Genomic DNA, 20,221 nt, shown 5'->3' on the forward strand with positions numbered 1-20,221 from the left:
GGCCCGGGGGACGTGCGGCCCCCGGGCCGGCCGCCCCTTCTCAGGACAGCCGCCGCCCGAGCGGGACGCGGGAGCGGGTGAACAGCGCCGCGAGCAGCCCCGCGACCACCGGCAGCGCCAGCACGATCAGCAGCAGCTCGCCCCAGGGCGCGGTGATCAGCGCCGGCGGGGCTCCGAGCCCGCCGGCCCGGGACTTCAGCAGCCCCACCGCCGGCACGAACCCGTTGACCGCCCCGAGCAGCGCTCCGAGCAGGGCGATCAGCGTGCACTGGAGGCCCGCCATGCTCCGCCGGATCCGCGGCGGGGCACCGACCGCGGCCAGGGTGGCCTGGTCCTGCCGGGAGTCGGCCGCCGCCAGGCCGGTGGCGATCCCGGCGGCGCCGAGCACGACCAGCCCGGCGAAGCCGGTGAGCGCCAGGGTGAGCGCGTCGCTCTTCGGCTGGTAGCCGCGTTCCACGGTCAGCCGGGCGAGCCGGTCCAGCCGGACGGCGGCCGCCTCGGCGCGCTGCTGCGCCTTGCGGTCGGGCGGGGTGGCGGGGAGCCAGACGGAGCCGGTCGGCCGGGCGGCGAGCCCGAGCGCGGGCAGCGCGGCGGGCGAGACCAGCCCCTGGGCGAACCCGGCGGCGGCCGGGTTGTCCACCAGCACCGCGTCGACCGGGACTTCCTGGAGGTCCGGCTTGGGCACCTCGCCCGGCTGGAGCGGCGCGCCGCCCCCGCCGCGCAGCAGCATCACGGCCTTGCCGTCGGCGCCCACCAGGGCCCGGTCGAAGACCAGCAGCTTGCCGGCGGCCAACGCCTGCTCGGCGGCCGGGTCGTGGACGTCGAACAGGTTGTGCAGCACGGTGGTGTCACCGGCGGCCAGGTGCGGCGGTGCGCCGAGGCCGCGCCGCTCCGCCGGGCCCCTGAGCGTGACGACGCTGGAGCAGTTGTCGCAGAAGCGGTACTCCACCTGGCCGAGGTCGCCGCGCGGGCCGAGCCCGCTCAGCTGCTTCTCCAGCTCGGCGCGCTCCTCGGCGAGCCGGGGGCCCTCGACGTGGCTGACCAGCTGGACGGCGCCGTACGGGGCCTCGGGCTGGTAGTCGCGCCGGTTCTCGGCGTCGGTGCTGGTGGTGTAGACGCCGATGGCGACGGCGCCGGCCACCGCGGCCATCACCGCGGCCACCGCCGGAGCGGTGCGCGAGCGGTGCCGGGCGGAGTCGCGCAGCGCGAGCCGCGGCCCGAGCGGCAGCCGGCCGGCGGCCCGGCCGATCAGGGCGACCAGCATCGGGGTGCAGAGCAGCAGGCCGAGTTCGGCGACCACCGAGCCGCCGAGCACGGTGAGCGTGCGGGTGTCGTAGCCGCCCATGCCGGGCCGGTCGCGCTGCACCACGCCCGCGCCGTACATCGCGAGGACCCCGCCGAGGACGACCAGCGCCAGACCGGCGAAGGTGACCAGGCGGCTGGGGGCGCGGACGGTGTCCCGGCCGGTGAGGCCGGCGGTGACGCTGCGCCGGGCGGCCTGCAGGGCGGGCAGCGCGGCCGCGAGCAGCGCGGTGACCAGGCCGATGCCGGCGATCGCCAGCAGGTCCAGCGGCGGTACGGCGAAGTGCCCGAAGCGCGCGCCGCCGAACTGTTCGATCCGCGTCCGCAGCACGGCGACCACCGCGGTGCCGAGCACCACGCCGACCGCCGCCCCGGCCGCGCCGAGGACCAGGCCGCCGCCGAGCACCACCGCGCCGACGTGGGCCCGGCTGCCGCCGGCCGCGCCGAGCAGGGCGAGCTGGCGGCGCGAGCGGCGGGCGCCGACCGCGAAGGCGGGCCCGGCGAGCAGGGCGACCTCCAGCAGCGCCATGCCGGTGACGGTGGCGACGACCATCCTGGTGTTGTTGGCGGCCGTCGGGTCGCTGTAGCGGTAGGCGTCGCGGTAGTAGGGGACGGCCTGCTCCGGCGGCGGGGCGAGTGCCACCGAGCGCGCCGTCAGGGTGTAGCCGTGGGCGTTGAACCGCTGGACGGCGGCCCAGTCGAGGGCGGCCCCGGCGGGCAGTCGGACCAGCCAGGCGGACCGGCTGTCGGAGGGCTTCTCCGCGGCGGGCCCGCCGGCGGCCAGCGCGCCGCTCAGCTGGTCGATCAACTCGCCCGGCCTGGCGACGAGTTCGACCCGGCCCAGCTCGCCCGGGTGCTCCACCACGCCGGTGATGGTGTACGTGGTGCCCTCCAGGCCCTGGAGGGTGGTGGTGGCGCCGCGCGCGAGTCCGGTGCGGTCCAGGAAGGCCCGGGTGACGGCCACTTCGTGCGGGGCGCCCGGCGCCCGTCCGTCGACCAGGTCGAGCCGTCCGCGCCAGAGCGGGTCGCCGAGGTCGGCCTCGGTGGTGAGGGTGCGGACCATGCCCTCGGGCGAGGTCGCCCCGGCCTCCGGCCCGGGCCGGGCCGGAGTGAGCACGCTGCCGGGCGGCAGCAGCGAGCCGACCAGGGCGACCGGGTCGGTGCCCGCGCCCTTCACCTGCTCGGCCGTCGGCTGCTCCCCCGGTCGGGGCTGGACGGCGAAGGCGCCGTCCTCGGCGATCGGGGCCTGCTCGACGAGTTGGCCCGGACTGAGCGAGGTGACCAGGGCGTCCGCGCCGCCCACCACCCGCTCGACCCGTTCGGCCGGGGTCAGTTGGCCGCTGCGGTGGACCACGTCGGCGCCGGTGACGCCGAGCACGGGCAGCGCGATCATGGCGGCGATCAGCGCGCTGCGGCCCTTGGCGCGCAGGGCGTCGCGGCGGGCGATGCGCAGCGCGACCCGCCAGGCTCCGATCCTCACCGCGCCACCTCGCCGACCGCACCGTACGGGTGCCCGGTGCCGGACGGGGGGACCGCGGCGAGGCGGGCGGAGGAGCGGCGGCCGGGGGCCTCCGAGGCGATCGCGCCGTCCCGCAGGTGGACCACCCGGTCCGCCCAACTGGCGTGCGCCGCTTCGTGGGTGACCATCATGGCGGCGGCGCCGGCGTCGCAGCGGGCGCGCAGGACGGCGAGCACCGCCTCGCCGGTGGCCGAGTCGAGGGCGCCGGTGGGCTCGTCGGCGAGCACCAGACGGCGGTCGCCGATCAGGGCGCGGGCGATGGCGACGCGCTGCTGCTGGCCGCCGGACATGTCGTCGGGGAAGCGGTCGGCGAGCTCGCCGATGCCCAGCTCCTCCAGCGCGGCCAGCGCCTCCCGGCGGGCCCGGCGTCCCGGGACTCCGTCGAGCTCGCGCGGCAGGGCGATGTTCTCGGCGGCGGTCAGCGCCGGGATCAGGTTGTAGTCCTGGAAGACGTAGCCGATCGACCGCCGCCGCAGGTCGGCGAGCCTGCCGCGGCCGAGGCCGCCGAGCGCGACCCCCTCCACCAGCACCTCGCCGCCGCTGGGCTGGTCCAGCCCGCCGGCGAGGGTCAGCAGGGTGGACTTCCCGGAGCCGGACGGGCCCATGACGGCGACGAACTCGCCGGGGTGGACGGCCAGGTCGATGCCGCGCAGGGCGTGCACCTCGGCGGCACCCCGGCCGTGCACCCGGGTGACGTCGGTCAGGCGCAGGACGGGTGCGGGCCGGGTCGGATCGGTGTGGGACACTCTTCCCCCTTGTGAGCTGCTCAACTGCATATGTCGGTGAACTATATATGTCGGAGGACGCGAGGCAAGTCGGGGTGGTTCCCGGGAATCCATGGCCGGGGTGATCGGGTTCGGTCAAACTTCTACAAAGCTGTCGAGGATGTCGACGGAAACCGGGACCGATCGTTCGGGGGCGGTCTATGCTCGGGAAGGTTCACGGCCCCGGGCGGGACTTCCTCTCCGCCGGGCCGTGCCGTGGAGCGGCGCACCCCGATGCGCCCGGGCCGGAAGGAGGCGGGAGACATGGACTGCGGTAGTCCGGGTCGCAGTCGCCCCCGCCCCCGCGGTGTGCGGTAGCACCCTTCCCCGACGTTCACCGGGCGTTCTCCGCCCGTCCCCCTGACGTGCCGCCACCGCGCGGTGCGACCACCCGTACGGTCCGTCCCGGGCCCTGCGCGCCTCCCTGTCGGCCGTGACGGCGATCGCCATCATCGAGGTCGTCCGGGCCGCACCGGGCCCCGGCCGCGCGTCATCGTCCGTACCCCTCCTCCCGTGAAGGAGGTGCCGTCGTGCACACCCTGACCACCGTCGACTTCCTGATCCGGCTCGCCACCGGCGTCGCCTGCGGCGCGCTGATCGGCGTCGAACGCCAGTGGCGCGCCCGGATGGCCGGCCTGCGCACCAACGCCCTGGTCGCCGCCGGCGCCACCCTGTTCGTGCTCTACAGCGAGGCCGTCGGCGACACCGGCAGCCCCACCCGGGTCGCCTCCTACGTCGTCTCCGGCATCGGCTTCCTCGGCGGTGGCGTCATCCTGCGCGACGGCGCCGGCGTCCGCGGCCTCAACACCGCGGCGACACTGTGGTGTTCGGCCGCCGTCGGGGTGCTCGCCGCCTCCGGCGAACTCCAGTTCGCCGTCCTCGGCACCCTCGCCGTGCTCGGCGTCCACCTCGTGCTGCGCCCGGCCGGCCGGCTCCTCGACCGGACCCCACAGTCCGGCAACGACCCGGACTCCACCTGCCGCGCCACCGTCCACCTGGAGTGCGACCGCAAGTCCGAGACCCACATCCGGGCACTGCTCCTCCAGGCCCTCGCCGCCTCCGGCCTCGCCCCGACCGGCCTGCGCGCCCGCCGCACCGACAACGGGGACGCCACCAGCCTGCGGGCCACCGTCGCGATCACCGGCCGGGTGACGCCGGCGCTCGAACAGGTCGTCACCAGGCTGTCGTTGGAGCCCGGCGTGCGTGACCTGCACTGGCACCTGGACGACGAGTCCGAGGAGCCCGGCAACCCGGCGCTCGCCTGAGCGGACGGGCGGTCACCCGAGCCGTTCGCCCGGGCCATTCACCCTGGCCGTTCGCCCGAGCCATTGGCCTGGGCCGTTTCACCACCCCGCCGATCGATCCCCATGGAGGTCCGATGCCCACCCCCGATCCCGACCACGGGCCGCTGGTGCCGATGCTGCTGGTGCTGACCGTGGTCACCGGAGTGGTGGACGCGATCAGCTACCTCGAACTCGGCCACGTCTTCGTCGCCAACATGACCGGCAACGTGGTGTTCCTCGGATTCGCCCTGGCCGGCGCGGCCAACCTCTCGGCCACCGCCTCGCTGGCCGCCCTCGCCGCCTTCCTGCTCGGCGCCCTGGCCGGCGGCCACCTCGCCCGCCGGCTGCCCGGCCACCGCGGACACCTGCTGACCGCCGCCGTCGCCGTACAGTCGGCACTGGTCGCGGCGGCCACCGTGCTGGCGGCCGTGGTCGGCCACACCTCCGACCCCGCCCGCTACACCCTGATCGGGCTGCTCGGCTTCGCGATGGGCGGCCAGAACGCGGTGGTCCGCGCCCTGAAGGTCCCGGACCTCACCACCACCGTGCTCACCATGACGATCACGGCCCTCGCCGCCGACCGCACCGGCCCCCGCCGCCTCGCCTCCGCCGTCTGGATGTTCGCCGGCGCCCTCCTCGGCGCCCTCCTCGTCCTCCACGCCGACATCCCGCTCGCCCTGGCACTGGCCCTCGCGCTCCTCCTCGCCGTCGCGGCCCTCACCCACCACGCCGCCAAACCCACCCCGGCCCCCGCCTGGACCCACCCCCGCTGAGCGGTCCGACGCTCCCTCTCCCGTCCCGGTGCCCGCCCGGACCGCCCCCGCGCGGTCGGCGGATCGCCCCCGGGGGCGGACGGGTCGGCCGGGCGTGCCGGCGGCCGCTGCTCCCGGGCGGCCAACGGCGATTGACGGTACGGCGGCCCGGTCAGTCCTCGCGGCAGTGGCCGGCGCGCCCGCTCCAGAGCGGTTCGAGGCGGGCCCAGTCGGCGGCCCAGGCGGCCTCGGCCCGGCGGTCGAGGGCGTGGAGGCGCACACGGAGGGCGAGGAGGAGCAGCGCCAGCAGGGCGAGGAGGCCGCCGGCGCCGGTGCAGGCGGCGGAGACCGCGAGGGCCGCGCGGTCGCCGGGGGGAGCGGAGACGGTGCCGACCGGGTCGACCCAGATCGGGAGGCGGCTGCCGGGCACAACGGAGTGCGGGGCCTGGACGGTGCCGAGTCGCTGGATGCCGTTCGGGGCGGTCCACACGGCGGTGACGTCGATCCGGTTGCTGTAGCCGCCGGAGTAGCGGCTGCCGGTGGCCGCGGTGGTGCGGTCCGGGATGTCGCGGACCACGGCGTCGACCTGCCGCAGCCGTCCGCGGTCGAGGTCGGCCTGGTGCGCGGTGGAGCGGTAGAGGAGGAGGGAGCCGCCCGCGCAGAGGGCCAGCGCGATCACCGCGCCGAGCAGGGCGGACAGCCAGGCGCGGGCCCGGGAGCGGTCGAGGGGGCGGGCGAGCGGCTCGTGCCGGGCACCGAAGGCACGCCGCAGCCGGCGGCCGGTGCGCTGCGGGAGCGACGCGGGCCGGGTCGGACGGGGAGTGCTGGACACGGTGAGGGCTCCTCAGGGGCGCGGGGACGCGGGGCGGTTCCGCCCCAATGTCCACCCGGCGGCCCCCCGCGCACAAGAGTCGTGCGCGCCCGTAGGACCGCCAGGGCCGCTCGGCCCCGAGCCCGGGACGTTCGGCCCTCGGCATCCGCGCGCCGGGGCGGGCAAGCTGGGGAGCGGCGGCGCCCTCCCGGTGCTTGGGCGCGGCCGAGACCCGGATCGGCCGTGGGGGCGCCGGGTCGCGGTAACGGGGCAGGGGGTGATCGTGGGGGTCACCTCCTGCCTGTTCCGGGCGGGCTCCTGCCCGTTCCGCGCACGGAAACTGACGTCGCCCCAGCTCGGGGCCTTCTTCTGCCGCTGCTGGCGGTGTCGGTGATCGCGACCGGGACGGGCTTCGCGGCGGCGGCGATGTTCCTGAAATCGCAGATGCAGTACGACCTGGTGCCCCCGGGCGCGGTCTACTACGGGCTGACGGCCTTCGGGCCGGCCTCGTCGCTCGGGATCATCGCCTCGACGCTGCCGCTGCTGAAGCGGATCACCGGGCCGGAGGCGGCCCGCAACGGCTGACCTCCCGTCGGGGCCGGCCCCGTGGTCCGCGCCCGGCGGCCGACGGGGTCGGTGCGGCGCCCGGCGGCCGACGGGGGCCGCACCGTGCTCAGCGGCCGACGGGGTAGCCGTGCGTCCCGGCGGCCCGCACCACGTCCAGCTCCGGCAGCCAGCTACCGAGGACCAACGCGGACGGGTAGAACATCGGCCCGGGCAGCGCGTCCACCGGGAAGCGCTCCCAGCCGGCGCAGGCGTGCGGCTCGGTGACCACGGCCTCGGCCAGGCTGGGCGGCGCCAGCACGGCGGCGGTCAGCCGGGGCCGGCCGAGCTCGTGGTCGAGGTGCACGGCGAGCACCCGCATCTCCTCGGCGGGCAGCACGATGCCCGTCTCCTCGGCGAGTTCGCGGGCCGCGGTCTGCTCGAAGGACTCGCCGAGGTCGACCTTGCCGCCGGGCAGGCTCCAGGTGGGCGGCTCGCCGGCGGTGATCCGGCGGCCGACCAGCACCCGGCCGTCCCCGGTGGGCACGATGACCCCGGCGCCGAGCAGCGGTGCGTTCGGCGGGGCCGGTGCGGTCGGTGCGGTGCTCAACTCGCGATCTCCTTCAGCCGGTTACCAGTTGGCGCGCTCGTAGTCCTTGAGGAAGCAGCCGTACAGGTCCTCGCCCGCCTCGCCGCGCACGATCGGGTCGTACACCCGGGCGGCGCCGTCGACCAGGTCGAGCGGGGCGTGGAAGCCCTCGTCGGCGAGGCGCATCTTGTCCGGGTGCGGGCGCTCGTCGGTGATCCAGCCGGTGTCGACGGCGGTCATCAGGATGCCGTCGCTCTGGAACATCTCCTGCGCGCTGGTGCGGGTGAGCATGTTGAGCGCGGCCTTGGCCATGTTGGTGTGCGGGTGGCCGGCGCCCTTGTAGCCGCGGGAGAACACGCCCTCCATCGCGGAGACGTTGACCACGTACTTGCGGCGCGAGGCGGAGGCGGCCATCGCCGGGCGCAGCCGGCTGATCAGGATGAACGGCGCGGTGGAGTTGCAGAGCTGGACCTCCAGCAGCTCCATCGGGCCGACCTCCGAGACGGTCTGCACCCAGCTGTTGGTGTCGGCGAGGTCGGGCACCAGGCCGCCGGCGTCGATCGCGGTGCCGGCCGCGATCCGGGCGGGCGTCGCGGAGCCGGTGACCAGGGCGAGCGAGGTGACGTCCTCGGCGGCGATCCGCTGCGCGTCGCCGTCCGCCTGGTGGGGGAGGGCCGGCAGGTCGACGCTGCCGCTGCCGAAGCGGCCGATCGTGGTGGCCTGCGGGAGCTCGCCGGCCGGCAGCGGGGCGGACTCGGCGTTGACCAGCTCGCGGTAGGACTCCGGCGGGCGGCGCACGGTTTGCGCGGCGTTGTTGATCAGGATGTCCAGCGGGCCGTCGGCGGCGACCTCGTCGGCCAGCGCCATCACCTGGGCCGGATCGCGCAGGTCGATGCCGACGATCTTGAGGCGGTGGATCCACTCGTCGCTGTCCGGCATCGCCTTGAAGCGGCGGATCGCGTCGTTGGGGAAGCGGGTGGTGATGGTGGTGTGGGCGCCGTCGCGCAGCAGCATCAGCGCGATGTACATCCCGATCTTGGCGCGGCCGCCGGTGAGCAGCGCGCGCTTGCCGGTGAGGTCGGCGCGGGCGTCCCGGCGGGCGCGGTTCTTGACCGCGCAGTTCTGGCAGAGGTTGTGGTAGAACGCGTCGACCTCGACGTACCGCTGCTTGCAGGTGTAGCAGGAGCGCGGGCGCTCCAGGATGCCGGCGATCTCGGTGGTGGTGACGGTGGTCAGGCCGAAGGCGCCGGCCGTCTCGTCGTCGATCCGGGAGGGCGCACCGGTGGCGGTGCGGGCGGTGACCTCGCGGTCGTTGGCGGTCTTGCGGGCCCGGGTCTCCTGGCGGCGGCGCTGCTTGAGGGTCCGGAATATGCCGCCGACGGCCTGGCGGACGGTGATCGCGTCCGGGTGGTCGACGTGCAGCTCGTCGAGCTCGGCGAGCACTTCCAGGCAGAGCCTCAGCCGCTCGGGGTCGAGGCCGGGACCGTAGTCGATGTCCTCCTCGGTGCCCTCGACCAGGTCCTGCCCGGTGTCCGTCTGCTCGATGTCGGTCTGCCCGATGCTCACGCCTGCTGCCGCTTCCCGTTCCGCCACGCCCACACGCGTGAAGTCATGCCCGTTACCGCGTGAATGCTACGGGAGCGGCCCCGGCCCGGGCGAAAACCGGACGTCGGAGGGGGTCTTTGGATGATCCTCCATGTCTACGCGCGGAGCATTGATCACGGTTTGTGTACAGCCCCAGCAATGCTCTTCGAACTGGCTTTTGCCCCCGCCCTCCCGGAGAATCGAACGCTGGGTGCCGGGCGCCCGAGTGCGCCCCGGCGGCATCGCCGCAACCGCACCCGAGGTGTATCCCCCCAGCCAGAGAGCCCTTCTTCATGCGCTTCCTGAACGACCTCAAGCCCTCGTACGACTTGACGTACGACGACGTCTTCATGGTCCCCAGCCGTTCCGCCGTGGGCTCCCGGCAGGGCGTGGACCTCTCCTCGAACGACGGCACCGGCACCACCATCCCGCTGGTCGTGGCCAACATGACCGCCATCGCCGGCCGCCGGATGGCCGAGACCGTCGCCCGCCGCGGCGGCCTGGTCGCCATCCCGCAGGACATCCCCACCGAGGTCATCGCCGAGGTCGTCTCCTGGGTCAAGCAGCGCCACCTCGTCTTCGACACCCCCATCACGCTCGCCCCCGGCGACACCGTCGCCGAGGCGATCTCGCTGCTGCCCAAGCGCGCGCACGGCGCCCTCGTGGTGGTCGAGGACGGCAAGCCGGTCGGCGTGGTCGCCGAATCCGACTGCCAGGGCGTCGACCGCTTCACCAGCCTGGCCGACGTCATGTCCCGCGACCTGCTGGTGCTGGACGAGGGCATCGACCCGCGGACCGCCTTCGACAAGCTCACCGAGGCGCACCGCAAGCTCGCCCCCGTCGTGGATGCCGAGGGCCGGCTGGTCGGCCTCCTCACCCGCAAGGGCGCGCTGCGCGCCACCCTCTACAGCCCGGCCGTGGACGCGGCGGGCAAGCTGCGGATCGCCGCCACCGTCGGCATCAACGGCGACGTCGCGGGCAAGGCCTCGGCGCTGATCGAGGCCGGTGCCGACGTGCTGGTGGTCGACACCGCGCACGGCCACCAGGAGTCCATGATCAGCGCGCTGCGCGCGGTGCGCGGCCTGGACCCGAAGATCCCCATCGTGGCCGGCAACGTGGTCTCCGCCGTCGGTGTCCGCGACCTGGTCGAGGCGGGCGCCGACATCCTCAAGGTCGGCGTCGGCCCGGGTGCCATGTGCACCACCCGGATGATGACCGGCGTCGGCCGGCCCCAGTTCTCCGCCGTCCTGGAGTGCGCCGCCGAGGCCCGCCGGCTCGGCAAGCACGTCTGGGCGGACGGCGGCGTGCGCCACCCGCGCGACGTCGCCATGGCGCTGGCCGCCGGCGCCTCCAACGTGATGATCGGCTCTTGGTTCGCCGGGACCTACGAGTCCCCGGGCGACCTCCAGACCGCCGCCGACGGCCGCCAGTACAAGGAGAGCTTCGGCATGGCCTCGGCCCGCGCGGTCAGCAACCGCACCGCCCAGGACTCCTCGTACGACCGTGCCCGCAAGGCGCTGTTCGAGGAGGGCATCTCGCACTCCCGGATGTTCCTCGACCCGGCCCGCCCGGGCGTCGAGGACCTGATCGACTCGATCATCGCGGGTGTCCGCAGCTCCTGCACCTACGCGGGCGCCGGCAGCCTGGAGGAGTTCCACGAGAAGGCGATCGTGGGCGTCCAGAGCGCGGCCGGCTACGCCGAGGGCAAGCCGTTGCACTCCAGCTGGGCCTGACCGCCACCGGCGCCCGCCGGAGCCGGGCCGGCGGGCGCGTCCGTGCCGTCGGGGGTCGTGACGGTGGCGGCGGTGGTCGTGCCGGCGGTGCCCGGACTCGCGCTCGTACCGTCGGCCGTCCGGCTCCTCGCCTCGGGGAGCCGGACGGCCGCGGCCGTCGCGGGGGCGGGCCGCTCGGCGCCCGGCGCGCAGCCCGGTCCGCCGCCGCGCGTGCCGTCCGGGCGGCCGGGGTGCCCCGCGTCCGACCTGTTGTCCGGCCCGTTGTCCGGTCCGTCCGTCGGCCCGTCCGTCGGCCCGCAGCCCGGTCCGCCGCTCGGCCCGCGGTCCGGCCCGTCGGTCCGCGCGGGCGGGAGCAGGGAGCGGAGCGGGAGCAGCAGGGCGCGGCCGAGCAGCCCGACCGAACCGTCCAGCGCGGTGGCGAACGCCCGGGCGGCGCCCGGCAGGTGTCGCAGCTCCCACAGCGCCTCGACGGCGCCCCAGGCGCCCTCGCGGGCGGCCCCGACCGACCAGACGCCGAGCAGGTGGGTGAGCGGCTCGGCGCGTTCCAGCAGGTCGGGCCCGGGCAGCAGCTGTTCCCGGACGGCCGTCTCCACCTCGGCCAGTACCTGGTTGATCCGGTGGTAGTCCTCCTCGATGTCGGCCGGTTCGCAGCCCCGGCGGCGGCAGGTGTCCACGACCGCCAGCGGCAGGTCGTGCTGGATGTGGGCGGCCATCCCGGCCATCGCGAACTGCAGGGGGTGCACCCCCGGGTGGGCGCGCAGCGCGAAGAGCGGCCGCCAGCAGGCGGGCGGCTCCTTCCCGGCCGCGTCGGTGGCCACGGCCCGCAGGTACCGCCCGGCGAACACCGCGTCCAGCTCGGCCACCGCCGACGGGTCGGCGAAGCACCCGTCACCCAGCCGGTCGCGGACCGCCCGCGTCACGGTGAGGTAGAGCCGGTTGAAGACCCCGACCCCGTCGGTCGGGGGCAGCCCGGCCCCGGTCTCCCGCAGCCGGCCGATCACCCGCTCGACCCTCGCCGTGCTCGCGACCACCGCTCTCGTACGATCCACCGCCGTGTCGGGCATGCGCCACCCTCCGATGTCGATCGTGCACTGATCGCATCATCGTGACAGCGCCGTCGAGCGCTCGGTGGGCGCGGCGCGCTGGCCGCGGCCAGCGCGGCGGCGGCGGGAGCGCCGCGGTGCGGCCCCCGGCCCGTACGGGCTCGCCGCCCGCTCGGCCCGTCAGCCCAGCTCGTACTCCAGGACGTAGGTGTGGGTGCCGGACTCGTCGACGGTCAGGTGGAACTCCCCGGTGATCCCGGCCAGCTCGCCCGCGCCCGTGCCCGGCACCACGCGTATCGTCGTACCGGTGGTGTCCCACGCCGCCTGCTGGAGCACGAACGAGCCCGCGCGTCCGTCCAGTTCACCCGTCACGTGCTCCACCGCGACGTACGAGGCCGGGCTGCCGGAAGGGCCCGCGACGGAGAGCATCCGCACCTCGCTCGTCCCGCTCAGCCCGCCCGTGAAGGCTTTCGTGATCCGGACCCGCCCGAAGGCCGCGCCCTCCCGTTCCTCCGTCTCCACCGGTTCGAACGCGGTGAGTTCGAACGACCCGCTCGCCGTGCTCCCCATGGCACCGTCCCCTCGTCGATCCGCACCTGACCACCCGGTGGCGGGCTCTCCGCCGACCGTGAACCGAGCCTTGCACACACCACTGACAATCGCGCCCGAGCGGCCCGGCGGAGCCCGCCCGAGCGGCCCGGCGGAGCCCGCCCGAGCGGTCCGTCGGAGCCCGGCGCGGCCCCGAGCGGCCCCGAGCGGCCCGGTGCGGCCCGGTCACGGCTCCCAGCGGATGGCCAGCACCGCCGCGTCGTCGGCCAGCCCGGTGTCCCCGACCCAGCCGTCGACGTCCGCCAGCACGGCGTCCAGCAGGTCCGCCGGGGTGCCGCCGTGCAGGCCGGGCAGCCGCTCCGCGATCGGGTAGAACCGGCCCCCGGCGTCCCGGGCCTCCGACACCCCGTCGGTGTGCAGGAGCAGCAGGTCGCCCGGCTCCGGGTCGAAGCGCCGGTCCGGGTACGCGTCGCCGGTGAGCCCGAGCAGCCCCAGCGGCGGCGCCGGGAAGGGGGGTTCCAGCTCGCTCACCCGGCCCGCCCGGCGCAGCAGCGGCGGCGGGTGGCCGCAGTTCACCAGCCGCACCGGCCCCCGGTCCGGCGCCACGTCGAGCAGCAGCGCGGTGGCGAACCGCCCCTCCTCCGACTGCCGGGCGGCGAGCGCCGCGTCCAGCCGCTCGGCGAGTCGGCCGGGGTCCGGTTCGGTCCGCGCGGCCTCCCGGAACACCCCCAGGACGTCCGCGGCCGTCTCCACCGCCGGGAGCCCGTGCCCCTGGACGTCGCCGAGCAGGATGCGCAGCCCGAAGCGGGTCTCCACCACGGCGTACAGGTCCCCGCCGATCCGGGCCTCGGCGGCCGCCGCCACGTACCGCACCGCCAGGCGCAGCGGCCCGATCCGCTCCGGCGGCGGGCGCAGCAGTGCCCGCTGGGCCGCCTCGGCCACCGTCCGGACCTGGAACAGCTCCCGTTCGCGGGCCGCCACCACGACGACGCTGGCGGCGCTGGCCAGGGTCGAGGCCAGGACGGTGACCGGCACGCTGATCCGGACCGACGCCGGCAGCTGCGGGTTGGCCGACTCCAGCAGCCCGACGGAGAGCAGCGCCACCGCGCCGACCAGCAGCGGCACCCGCGCCCGCCGGGTGGTCGCACCGGCCAGCACCGGGGCCACCGCGAGCAGCGGCGCCAGGGTGGTGCCCGGCCCGATGGCCAGCGCCGCCACCACGGCGGCGACCAGCAGCAGGAGCGCGCCGTACAGCAGCAGCCGGGTCCGCCTCGGCAGGTGCAGCGGCGGCACCCCGTCCGGGCCGTCGGCGGTCACGCGTCCTCCAGTGGTGCCGGTCGGTCCGGCGGGTCGGTCGGTTGTCCGGCCGGCGGGCCGGTCGAGCTGGTCACAGGTCCGCGGGGTGCCCGGCTGCCGGGCCGCCCGGCCGCCGGTGGACGGTCGTCGCCGGACAGCGGTCGCCGGACGGCCGTCGGCGGACGGTCGGAGGCCCTCAGCGGAACGAGGGCCTCCGGTCCACTCTCCCCGCCCGGCCCCGGGTCAGCACCTCGGCCGCGGGTCGCGCGCCGGCGCGCACTACGCTGGGCCGGGAGATGAGACGCAAGAGCCGCCGCCCAGCCTCCCCCCTCCCGCAGCGCCACGGCGTGGCCCCGGTGCACCTCCGGCTGCCGCTCGAAGGCCCCTGGCCGACGGTGCGCGACCACCTGGTGGACCGGCTGCCCGCCGTCCCGGCCGGGCGGATCGACGCGGCGCTCCGGGACGGCGAGATCGTCGGCGAGCACGGCCCGATCGCCCCGGCGGAACCGTTTCACCCCGGCGCGCACCTGTGGTTCCACCGGGACCTCCCCGAGGAGGTGCGCGTCCCGTTCGAGCTGGTCGTGCTGCACCGCGACGAGCATCTGGTGGTGGTCGACAAGCCGCACTTCCTGGCCACCACGCCGCGCGGCAAGCACGTCACCGAGACGGCGCTGTCCCGGCTGCGACACACCCTCGACCTGCCCGAGCTCAGCCCCGCGCACCGCCTGGACCGCCTCACCGCCGGCCTGGCCATGTTCGTCGTCCGCCCGGAGGAGCGCGGCGCCTACCAGACCCTGTTCCGCGACCGCCTGGTGCGCAAGGAGTACCAGGCCGTCGCCGGGTACGACCCGGAGCTGGGCCTGCCGCGCACCGTGCGCAGCCACATCGTCAAGGAGCGCGGGGTGATCGCCGCGCGGGAGGTCGACGCGCCGCCGAACAGCGAGAGCCGGATCGACCTGCTGGAGCGGCGCGACGGCCTCGCCCGCTACCGGCTGCGGCCGCTGAGCGGGCGCACCCACCAGCTGCGGCTGCACATGTGCGGCCTCGGGCTGCCGATCCTCGGCGACCCGGTCTACCCGGAGGTGCTGCCCGAACCGGCCCCGGACGACTTCCGCCGTCCGCTGCAGCTGCTCGCCTCGACGGTCGAGTTCACCGACCCGCTGACCGGCCGCGAGCGCCGCTTCGAGACCCGCCGCACGCTGGCCGCCTGGACCGACCCGCGGGGCTGGGCCGACGACGCAGGGCCCTGGGACGACCGGATGATCTAGGGCCAAGGTCCGAACCGGACCCGGTTCCGGCGGCCGATCCGCGGACCGGCCCGGTGGCGGGATCGTTTGCGGCATGAACGCAGGCATCGACGCAGGTTTCAACGCGGGCAACACCGCGGACACCACCCCGGCCCGGCGCGCCACCCCGGCCCGGCGCGCCACCGTGGACGGGCACGCCACCGCACCGCACGGCGCCCCCGTCGCCGTCGTCACCGGAGCCTCCCGAGGCCTCGGCCTGGCCCTCGCGCACGCCCTCGCCGCCGACGGCTGGCGGCTGGTGATCACGGCCCGCGGCGCGGCCGAACTCGCCGCCGCCGCAGCCGACCTGGCCGCCGTCACCGAGGTCGTCGCGCTGCCCGGCACCGTGGTCGACGACGACCACCGCGCCCATCTGGCCGAGGCCGCGGAGGACCTCGGCGGCGCGAGCCTGCTGGTCAACAACGCCGGAACGCTCAACGGCGCCCCGGGCCCCGGCAGTGAGCCGCTGCCCCGGCTGGCCGACTTCCCGCTGCCGGACCTCCTGGAGACCTTCGAGGTCAACGCGCTCGCCCCGATCGCCCTCACCCAGCTCGTCCTGCCCCAACTGCGCGCCCGCGGCGGCGCCGTCCTCAACATCAGCTCCGAGGCCGCCGTCGAGCCCTACCGAGGCTGGGGCGGCTACGGTGCCAGCAAGGCCGCCCTGGACCTCGCCGGCGCCGTACTCGCCCGGGAGGAGCCGGAGTTGCGGGTTTGGGCGGTGGACCCGGGCACCATGCTCACCCGGATGCTCCAGGAGGCCGGCCCCGGTGAGGACATGTCCGGCGAGCCGCTGCCCGAGCAGGTGGCGCCGGTCCTGCTCGGCCTGCTCCGCGACCGCCGGCCCTCCGGCCGCTACCGCGCCGAGGACCTGGCCACCCCGGCCGCGGACCGGGGCGGGCGATGACGGCATCCGCCGTCCCCGCTGCCCGGCCGGCTGTCCGACGGCACCCCGGTCGTACCGCACCCCTCCTCCACCCGGCCGGACGAATCGGGTTCTTACCTGGTCGAGTCGCGCCGGGTGGTGCCCGGGGAGGCGGCGGCCCGCAACCGCGAAGGAGGCACCGTCCCGGCGACCGTCCGTTCGCTCATGCGGACGGCGTGGCGCCCGGGGGCAGTTCCAGCTCGAACCAGACCACCTTGCCGTCCTGGGTCCGGCGGCTGCCCCAACGGTGTGCGAGCTCGTTGACCAGGTGAATGCCCCGGCCGCCCTCGTCCTCGCTGCGGGCGCGGCGGATCCGCGGCACCTCGGGCTCACGGTCGGCGACCTCGACCGTGAGCACCCGGTTGCAGTACAGCCGCAGCTGGGTGGGCGATCCGGCGTGCACCAGGGCGTTGGTGATCAGTTCGCTGGTGAGCAACTCGGCCCAGTCGGCGAGTGCTTCGAGCCCCCAGGCGGCCAGCGTCTCGCGGGTGAAGCGGCGCGAGTGGGCGACCATCGCGTGGTCGCCGGTGAGCGGCAGGGTGGCGATCCGGTCCGCTCCCTCGGGGCGGACCTGCGCCATGATGACGGCGATGTCGTCCTCGCCGGTGGTCTCGGTGAGCCGGTTCAGGACGGCGTCGCAGGTCTGCTCCAGCGAGCCGCGCCGGTCGGCGACGGTGCGGCGCAGCAACTGCAGCCCCTCGTCCAGGTCCTGGCCCCGGCGCTCGATCAGCCCGTCCGTGTAGAGGGTCAGGATGCCCTCCTCGGGGAGGGTGAACTCGGCGCTCTCGAAGGCGACTCCGCCCACTCCCAGCGGGGCGCCGGAGGGCAGTTCGATCAGGCGGGTCCGCCCTTCGGCGTCGGCGACAACGGGCGGCAGGTGCCCGGCGCTGGCCGCGGTGCAGCGGCGGTCCACCGGGTCGTACACCACGCAGACGCAGGTGGCGAACTGGCCCTCGCCGACCGTCGCGGTCGCCTCGTCCAGCCGGTACAGCACCCGCGCCGGGTCCAGGTCCAGGGTGATCAACGTCCTTGCTACGGTCCGTAGTTGGCCCATGGTCGCGGCGGCCCGGATGCCGTGGCCCATCACGTCGCCGACGATCAGGGCGACCCGCCCGGAGGACAGCGGCACCACGTCGAACCAGTCGCCGCCGACCTCGCTGACCACGCTGCTCGGCAGGTAGCGGTAGGCGAGGTCCAGCCCGAGCGTGCGGTGCACCTCCTGCGGCAGCAGGCTGCGCTGGAGGGTGAGCGCGGTGTCCCGCTCGCGGCGGTAGAGCCGGCCGTTGTCGATCGCGAGCGCGGTGCGGGCGGCCAGTTCCTCGGCCAGCGAGCGGTCCGCCGGGCCGAACGGCACCGGGTTGCGGGCGCGGACGAACTCCGCGCCGCCCAGCACGTGCCCGCGCGCCACCAGCGGCACCATCAGGTACGAGTGCACCCCGGAGTCCAGGCTCGGCTGCACCCGGTCCGGCGAGGCGACGATCAGGCGCAGCTTCTCCTCGGTCACCTCGGCGACCAGGATCGAGCGCCCGGTGCGCAGGCTCTGCGCGTACAGTTCGGCCGACTGCGAGGTCTCGCCCACCTGGTCGGCCGCCCCGTTCATGCCGCCGTCCGGGCCGGCGTCGCCGACCGCGACCGCCCGCATCAGCACCGGCCCCTCCGCCGGGACCGCCCCGGGTTCCTCGCCGCTGAGCACCGCCTCGCGCAGGTCCACGGTCACGAAGTCGGCGAAGCGCGGGATCACCACCTCCACCAACTCCCGCGCGGTGCGGTGCAGGTCGAGCGTGGTGCCGATCCGGTTGCTGGCCTCGTTCAGCAGCGACAGCCGCTGCTGGGCGGCCCACGCCTCGTCCAGCGCCCGCTGCCGGGCGGCGGCCGCGTCGCGCTCGCGGGTGAACAGCAGCGCGTTGTCGATCGAGACGGCCGCCCGCACCGCCAACTCCCCGGCCAGCGCCAGGTCGTCCTCCTCGTACGGGCGGTCGGCCAGGGTGCGGTAGAAGCCGGCCACGCCGACCGCGGCGCCGCGCGCGATCAGCGGGACCACCATGAACGACAGCACGTTCTGCTCCCGTACGGCGGCCGTGCGCACCGGATCCTCGGCGAACCAGGCCATGCCCTCCTCGTCCATCCGCGGCACCAGCACCGGCTTGCGGTGCGCCAGGCACCAGGCGTACGGCGAACCGGGCTGGAAGCGGTGCAGGTTGCCGGTGCGGGCGATCGGCGACAGCGTCGAGCCGGGCACCGCGTGGAAGGCCATCCGCCGCAGCAGCGCCGATCCGTCCGCCGACCCGTCCGCGGGTTCGTCCGCGGCGGCGGTCGCCTCCCGCTCGCCCCGGACCAGCTCCTCCAGCACCTCCACCACCACCGCGTCGGCCAGCCTCGGTGTCGCCACCTCGGCCAACTCCTGGGCGGTCTGGGCGAGATCGAGCGTGGTGCCGATCCGGGTGGAGGCCGCGTTGACCAGCGCCAGACGCTCCTGCGCCGCCCTGGCCTCGCGCAGCGCCTGCTGCCGCGCCAGCACGGTCCGGTGCTGGCGCAGGTACAGCCGGGCGTTGTCGAGCGCGACGGCCGCGCGCGAGGACAGCTCGTCGCCGAGCGTGATGTCGGCCGCCGCGAAGGACTCCCGCGTACCGCGCCGCGAGTACACCACCATGCCGAGCGTCGTGCCGCGCGCCACCAGCGGGGTGATCCGCACCGAGCGCGGCCGGTCGCCGAGGTAGGCCTGGCGGTGGCTCTCGTCGAGGCGCTCGCCCAGCATCGGCAGCTGCCAGGACGGCACCACCACCGTCCGCCCACTGGTCAGCGCCCGGGCGTACGGGGAGTCCGGCGGCAGCTCGTACACGGCGTCCACCGGCAGCGCCTCGGCCGGGTAGAGCGCGTCGGCGGAGGAGATCGCCAGGCGGCGCACCAGCAGCGGGGCGTCCGGCGCGGGCGGTTCGACGCGCCCTCCGGCCACCAGCTCCTCCAGGCCGAACACCGCGCTGATGTCGGCGACCCTGGGCACCATCGCGTCGACCAGCTCCCGGGCGGTCTGCCGCAGGTCCAGCGTGGTGCCGATCGAGGCGGTCGCGTCGACCAGCAGGGACAGCCGCTCCTGGGCGCGGGCCGCCCGGGCGTCGGCGTGGAACCGCTGGGTGATGTCGATGACCGTCGCGCACACCCCGAGCACCCGGCCAGCGCGGTCCTTCAACCGGAAGTAGGACGCCGACCAGGCGTGGTCGTGGTTCGGGTCGCCCGGGGTGCGGCCGTGCGCGAGGTCGTCCACCACCGGCTCGCCGCTCTCCAGCACCCGGCGCATCACCTCCTCGGACTCGGGGCCGTTGATCCCGGGCAGCACCTCGGTGAGCCGCCGGCCCAGCGGCTCGGCGATGCCCAGGCCGTTCGAGTCCGCCAGTGCCTCGTTCAGCCGGACGAAGCGCAGGTCGGTGTCGAACACCGCCATGCCGACCGGGGACTGTGTGAAGAACCCGTCGAGGAGGGCCAGGTCGGCCTGGAGCCGGTGCAGCGTGGTCACCTCGGAGGCCACCGCCAGCACCATGGGGGCGCCGCCCGGGCCACGGATCGGATGGGTGCGGAACTGGAGGCTCACCAGGTGGCCGTCCCGGTGCCGGACCGGATACACCCCCGACCACGACCGGCCCGCCAGGATCTGCCGGAACAGCCGGAGCACCTCCGGCCGCTGCTCGTCCGAGGCCAGCAGGGCCGCCGCCCGCGACCCCACCGCCTCCCGCGCGGGGTGTCCGAGCAACGCCTCGGCGTCACTGCTCCAGTGCAGGATCCGCCCATCGGCGTCGATCAGCGCCGTGGCGATCGGCACCATCAACAGGGCGTCCTGCCCCGGCTGCCCCGCGCGCTGCGCGTAGTCGTCCACCATGGCCAGAGAACCGTCCCAGAAACCGTCCGGAGATCGTTCCCACCAGCCCTGCCATCTTCGCACGCACCCCCACCCACCGCAGCCGCCCGCCACCCCCACCCCGCACCCCCACCCCGTACCAGGCCCACCCGACCCACGACGGTCGCCGCGCGGAGAGCCGGCCCGCCCGACTGCCCACCCCGGCTACCCCGGCTGTCGACCGCTCTCGCGGACGGTCAGCACGAGGACCGCGGCCCGAGGCTCTGTACGGTCTCCCGCGCCCTGGCCCGCCCCCAACCGCTGCTCCCGCCGATCGCCTCGGCGGCGCCGCCCCGCGGCGGGAGAGGCCCGCGGGGGGGCCCCGGCGGGGGGCGGACGGCCCCCACCCGGGAGGA

General features: G+C 75.7%; 15 protein-coding genes. 6 read left to right on the forward strand and 9 right to left on the reverse strand.

Annotation, left to right across the window (positions count from 1 at the left end):
- Positions 1–40: 40 nt before the first annotated feature.
- Together ACWD4P_RS21340 and ACWD4P_RS21345 are read right to left on the reverse strand one after the other, a co-directional pair.
- The gene (locus ACWD4P_RS21340; protein WP_449780616.1) at positions 41–2,782 is read right to left on the reverse strand and encodes an FtsX-like permease family protein; all 2,742 of its coding nucleotides are present in this window, start codon (positions 2,780–2,782) and stop codon (positions 41–43) included.
- Positions 2,779–3,597: an ABC transporter ATP-binding protein gene (locus ACWD4P_RS21345; protein ID WP_449780617.1), complete on the reverse strand. Its 819-nt coding sequence runs from the start codon at positions 3,595–3,597 to the stop codon at positions 2,779–2,781. Before ACWD4P_RS21345 ends, ACWD4P_RS21340 begins: the two co-directional genes overlap by 4 nt.
- A 518-nt stretch (positions 3,598–4,115) precedes the next feature.
- Here ACWD4P_RS21345 and ACWD4P_RS21350 point away from each other — a divergent pair.
- Together ACWD4P_RS21350 and ACWD4P_RS21355 are read left to right on the forward strand one after the other, a co-directional pair.
- A complete protein-coding gene (locus ACWD4P_RS21350) occupies positions 4,116–4,850 on the forward strand; it encodes an MgtC/SapB family protein (RefSeq protein WP_359817363.1) in 735 nt (244 codons plus the stop codon).
- Between the two features lie 113 nt (positions 4,851–4,963).
- On the forward strand, positions 4,964–5,641 hold the full coding sequence (locus ACWD4P_RS21355; protein ID WP_449780618.1) for a YoaK family protein: 678 nt from the start codon (positions 4,964–4,966) through the stop codon (positions 5,639–5,641).
- A 151-nt stretch (positions 5,642–5,792) separates the two neighbouring features.
- Here the strand turns inward: ACWD4P_RS21355 and ACWD4P_RS21360 are convergent, their stop codons facing one another.
- On the reverse strand, positions 5,793–6,452 hold the full coding sequence (locus ACWD4P_RS21360; protein WP_449780619.1) for an Rv1733c family protein: 660 nt from the start codon (positions 6,450–6,452) through the stop codon (positions 5,793–5,795).
- Between the two features lie 363 nt (positions 6,453–6,815).
- On the opposite strand from ACWD4P_RS21360, the gene ACWD4P_RS21365 reads away from it, so the two are divergent.
- Positions 6,816–7,016 carry a hypothetical protein gene (locus tag ACWD4P_RS21365; RefSeq protein WP_449780620.1) on the forward strand — a complete coding sequence of 67 codons (201 nt, stop codon included), beginning with the start codon at positions 6,816–6,818 and terminating at the stop codon, positions 7,014–7,016.
- Between the two features lie 88 nt (positions 7,017–7,104).
- Here ACWD4P_RS21365 and ACWD4P_RS21370 read toward each other — a convergent pair whose 3' ends face one another.
- Together ACWD4P_RS21370 and ACWD4P_RS21375 are read right to left on the reverse strand one after the other, a co-directional pair.
- On the reverse strand, positions 7,105–7,584 hold the full coding sequence (locus tag ACWD4P_RS21370; RefSeq protein WP_449780621.1) for a nucleotide triphosphate diphosphatase NUDT15: 480 nt from the start codon (positions 7,582–7,584) through the stop codon (positions 7,105–7,107).
- Positions 7,585–7,605: 21 nt separating this feature from the next.
- Positions 7,606–9,081, reverse strand: coding sequence for an SDR family NAD(P)-dependent oxidoreductase (locus tag ACWD4P_RS21375; protein ID WP_449780627.1), 1,476 nt, complete (start codon positions 9,079–9,081; stop codon positions 7,606–7,608).
- 359 nt (positions 9,082–9,440) lie between these two features.
- Here ACWD4P_RS21375 and ACWD4P_RS21380 point away from each other — a divergent pair, with 359 nt between their 5' ends.
- Entirely contained in the window at positions 9,441–10,880 is a 1,440-nt protein-coding gene (locus tag ACWD4P_RS21380) for a GuaB1 family IMP dehydrogenase-related protein (RefSeq protein WP_359817350.1), read from the forward strand.
- Here the strand turns inward: ACWD4P_RS21380 and ACWD4P_RS21385 are convergent.
- From ACWD4P_RS21385 to ACWD4P_RS21395, 3 genes are all read right to left on the reverse strand, one after another.
- Positions 10,841–11,944 carry a DUF5995 family protein gene (locus ACWD4P_RS21385; RefSeq protein WP_449780622.1) on the reverse strand — a complete coding sequence of 368 codons (1,104 nt, stop codon included), beginning with the start codon at positions 11,942–11,944 and terminating at the stop codon, positions 10,841–10,843. The genes ACWD4P_RS21380 and ACWD4P_RS21385 overlap by 40 nt on opposite strands.
- A 159-nt stretch (positions 11,945–12,103) precedes the next feature.
- The gene (locus ACWD4P_RS21390) at positions 12,104–12,493 is read right to left on the reverse strand and encodes a DUF3224 domain-containing protein (RefSeq protein WP_359824698.1); all 390 of its coding nucleotides are present in this window, start codon (positions 12,491–12,493) and stop codon (positions 12,104–12,106) included.
- Between the two features lie 204 nt (positions 12,494–12,697).
- Positions 12,698–13,789 carry a PP2C family protein-serine/threonine phosphatase gene (locus tag ACWD4P_RS21395; protein WP_449780623.1) on the reverse strand — a complete coding sequence of 364 codons (1,092 nt, stop codon included), beginning with the start codon at positions 13,787–13,789 and terminating at the stop codon, positions 12,698–12,700.
- A gap of 275 nt (positions 13,790–14,064) precedes the next feature.
- Here ACWD4P_RS21395 and ACWD4P_RS21400 point away from each other — a divergent pair, with 275 nt between their 5' ends.
- Together ACWD4P_RS21400 and ACWD4P_RS21405 are read left to right on the forward strand one after the other, a co-directional pair.
- A complete protein-coding gene (locus ACWD4P_RS21400; RefSeq protein ID WP_449780624.1) occupies positions 14,065–15,036 on the forward strand; it encodes a pseudouridine synthase in 972 nt (323 codons plus the stop codon).
- 73 nt (positions 15,037–15,109) lie between these two features.
- Positions 15,110–15,958, forward strand: coding sequence for an SDR family NAD(P)-dependent oxidoreductase (locus ACWD4P_RS21405; protein ID WP_449780625.1), 849 nt, complete (start codon positions 15,110–15,112; stop codon positions 15,956–15,958).
- Positions 15,959–16,139: 181 nt separating this feature from the next.
- On the opposite strand, the gene ACWD4P_RS21410 is transcribed toward ACWD4P_RS21405, so the two are convergent.
- Positions 16,140–19,847 carry a SpoIIE family protein phosphatase gene (locus tag ACWD4P_RS21410; RefSeq protein ID WP_449780626.1) on the reverse strand — a complete coding sequence of 1,236 codons (3,708 nt, stop codon included), beginning with the start codon at positions 19,845–19,847 and terminating at the stop codon, positions 16,140–16,142.
- Positions 19,848–20,221 lie beyond the last annotated feature (374 nt).

Source organism: Kitasatospora sp. NPDC002543, from assembly GCF_053594915.1.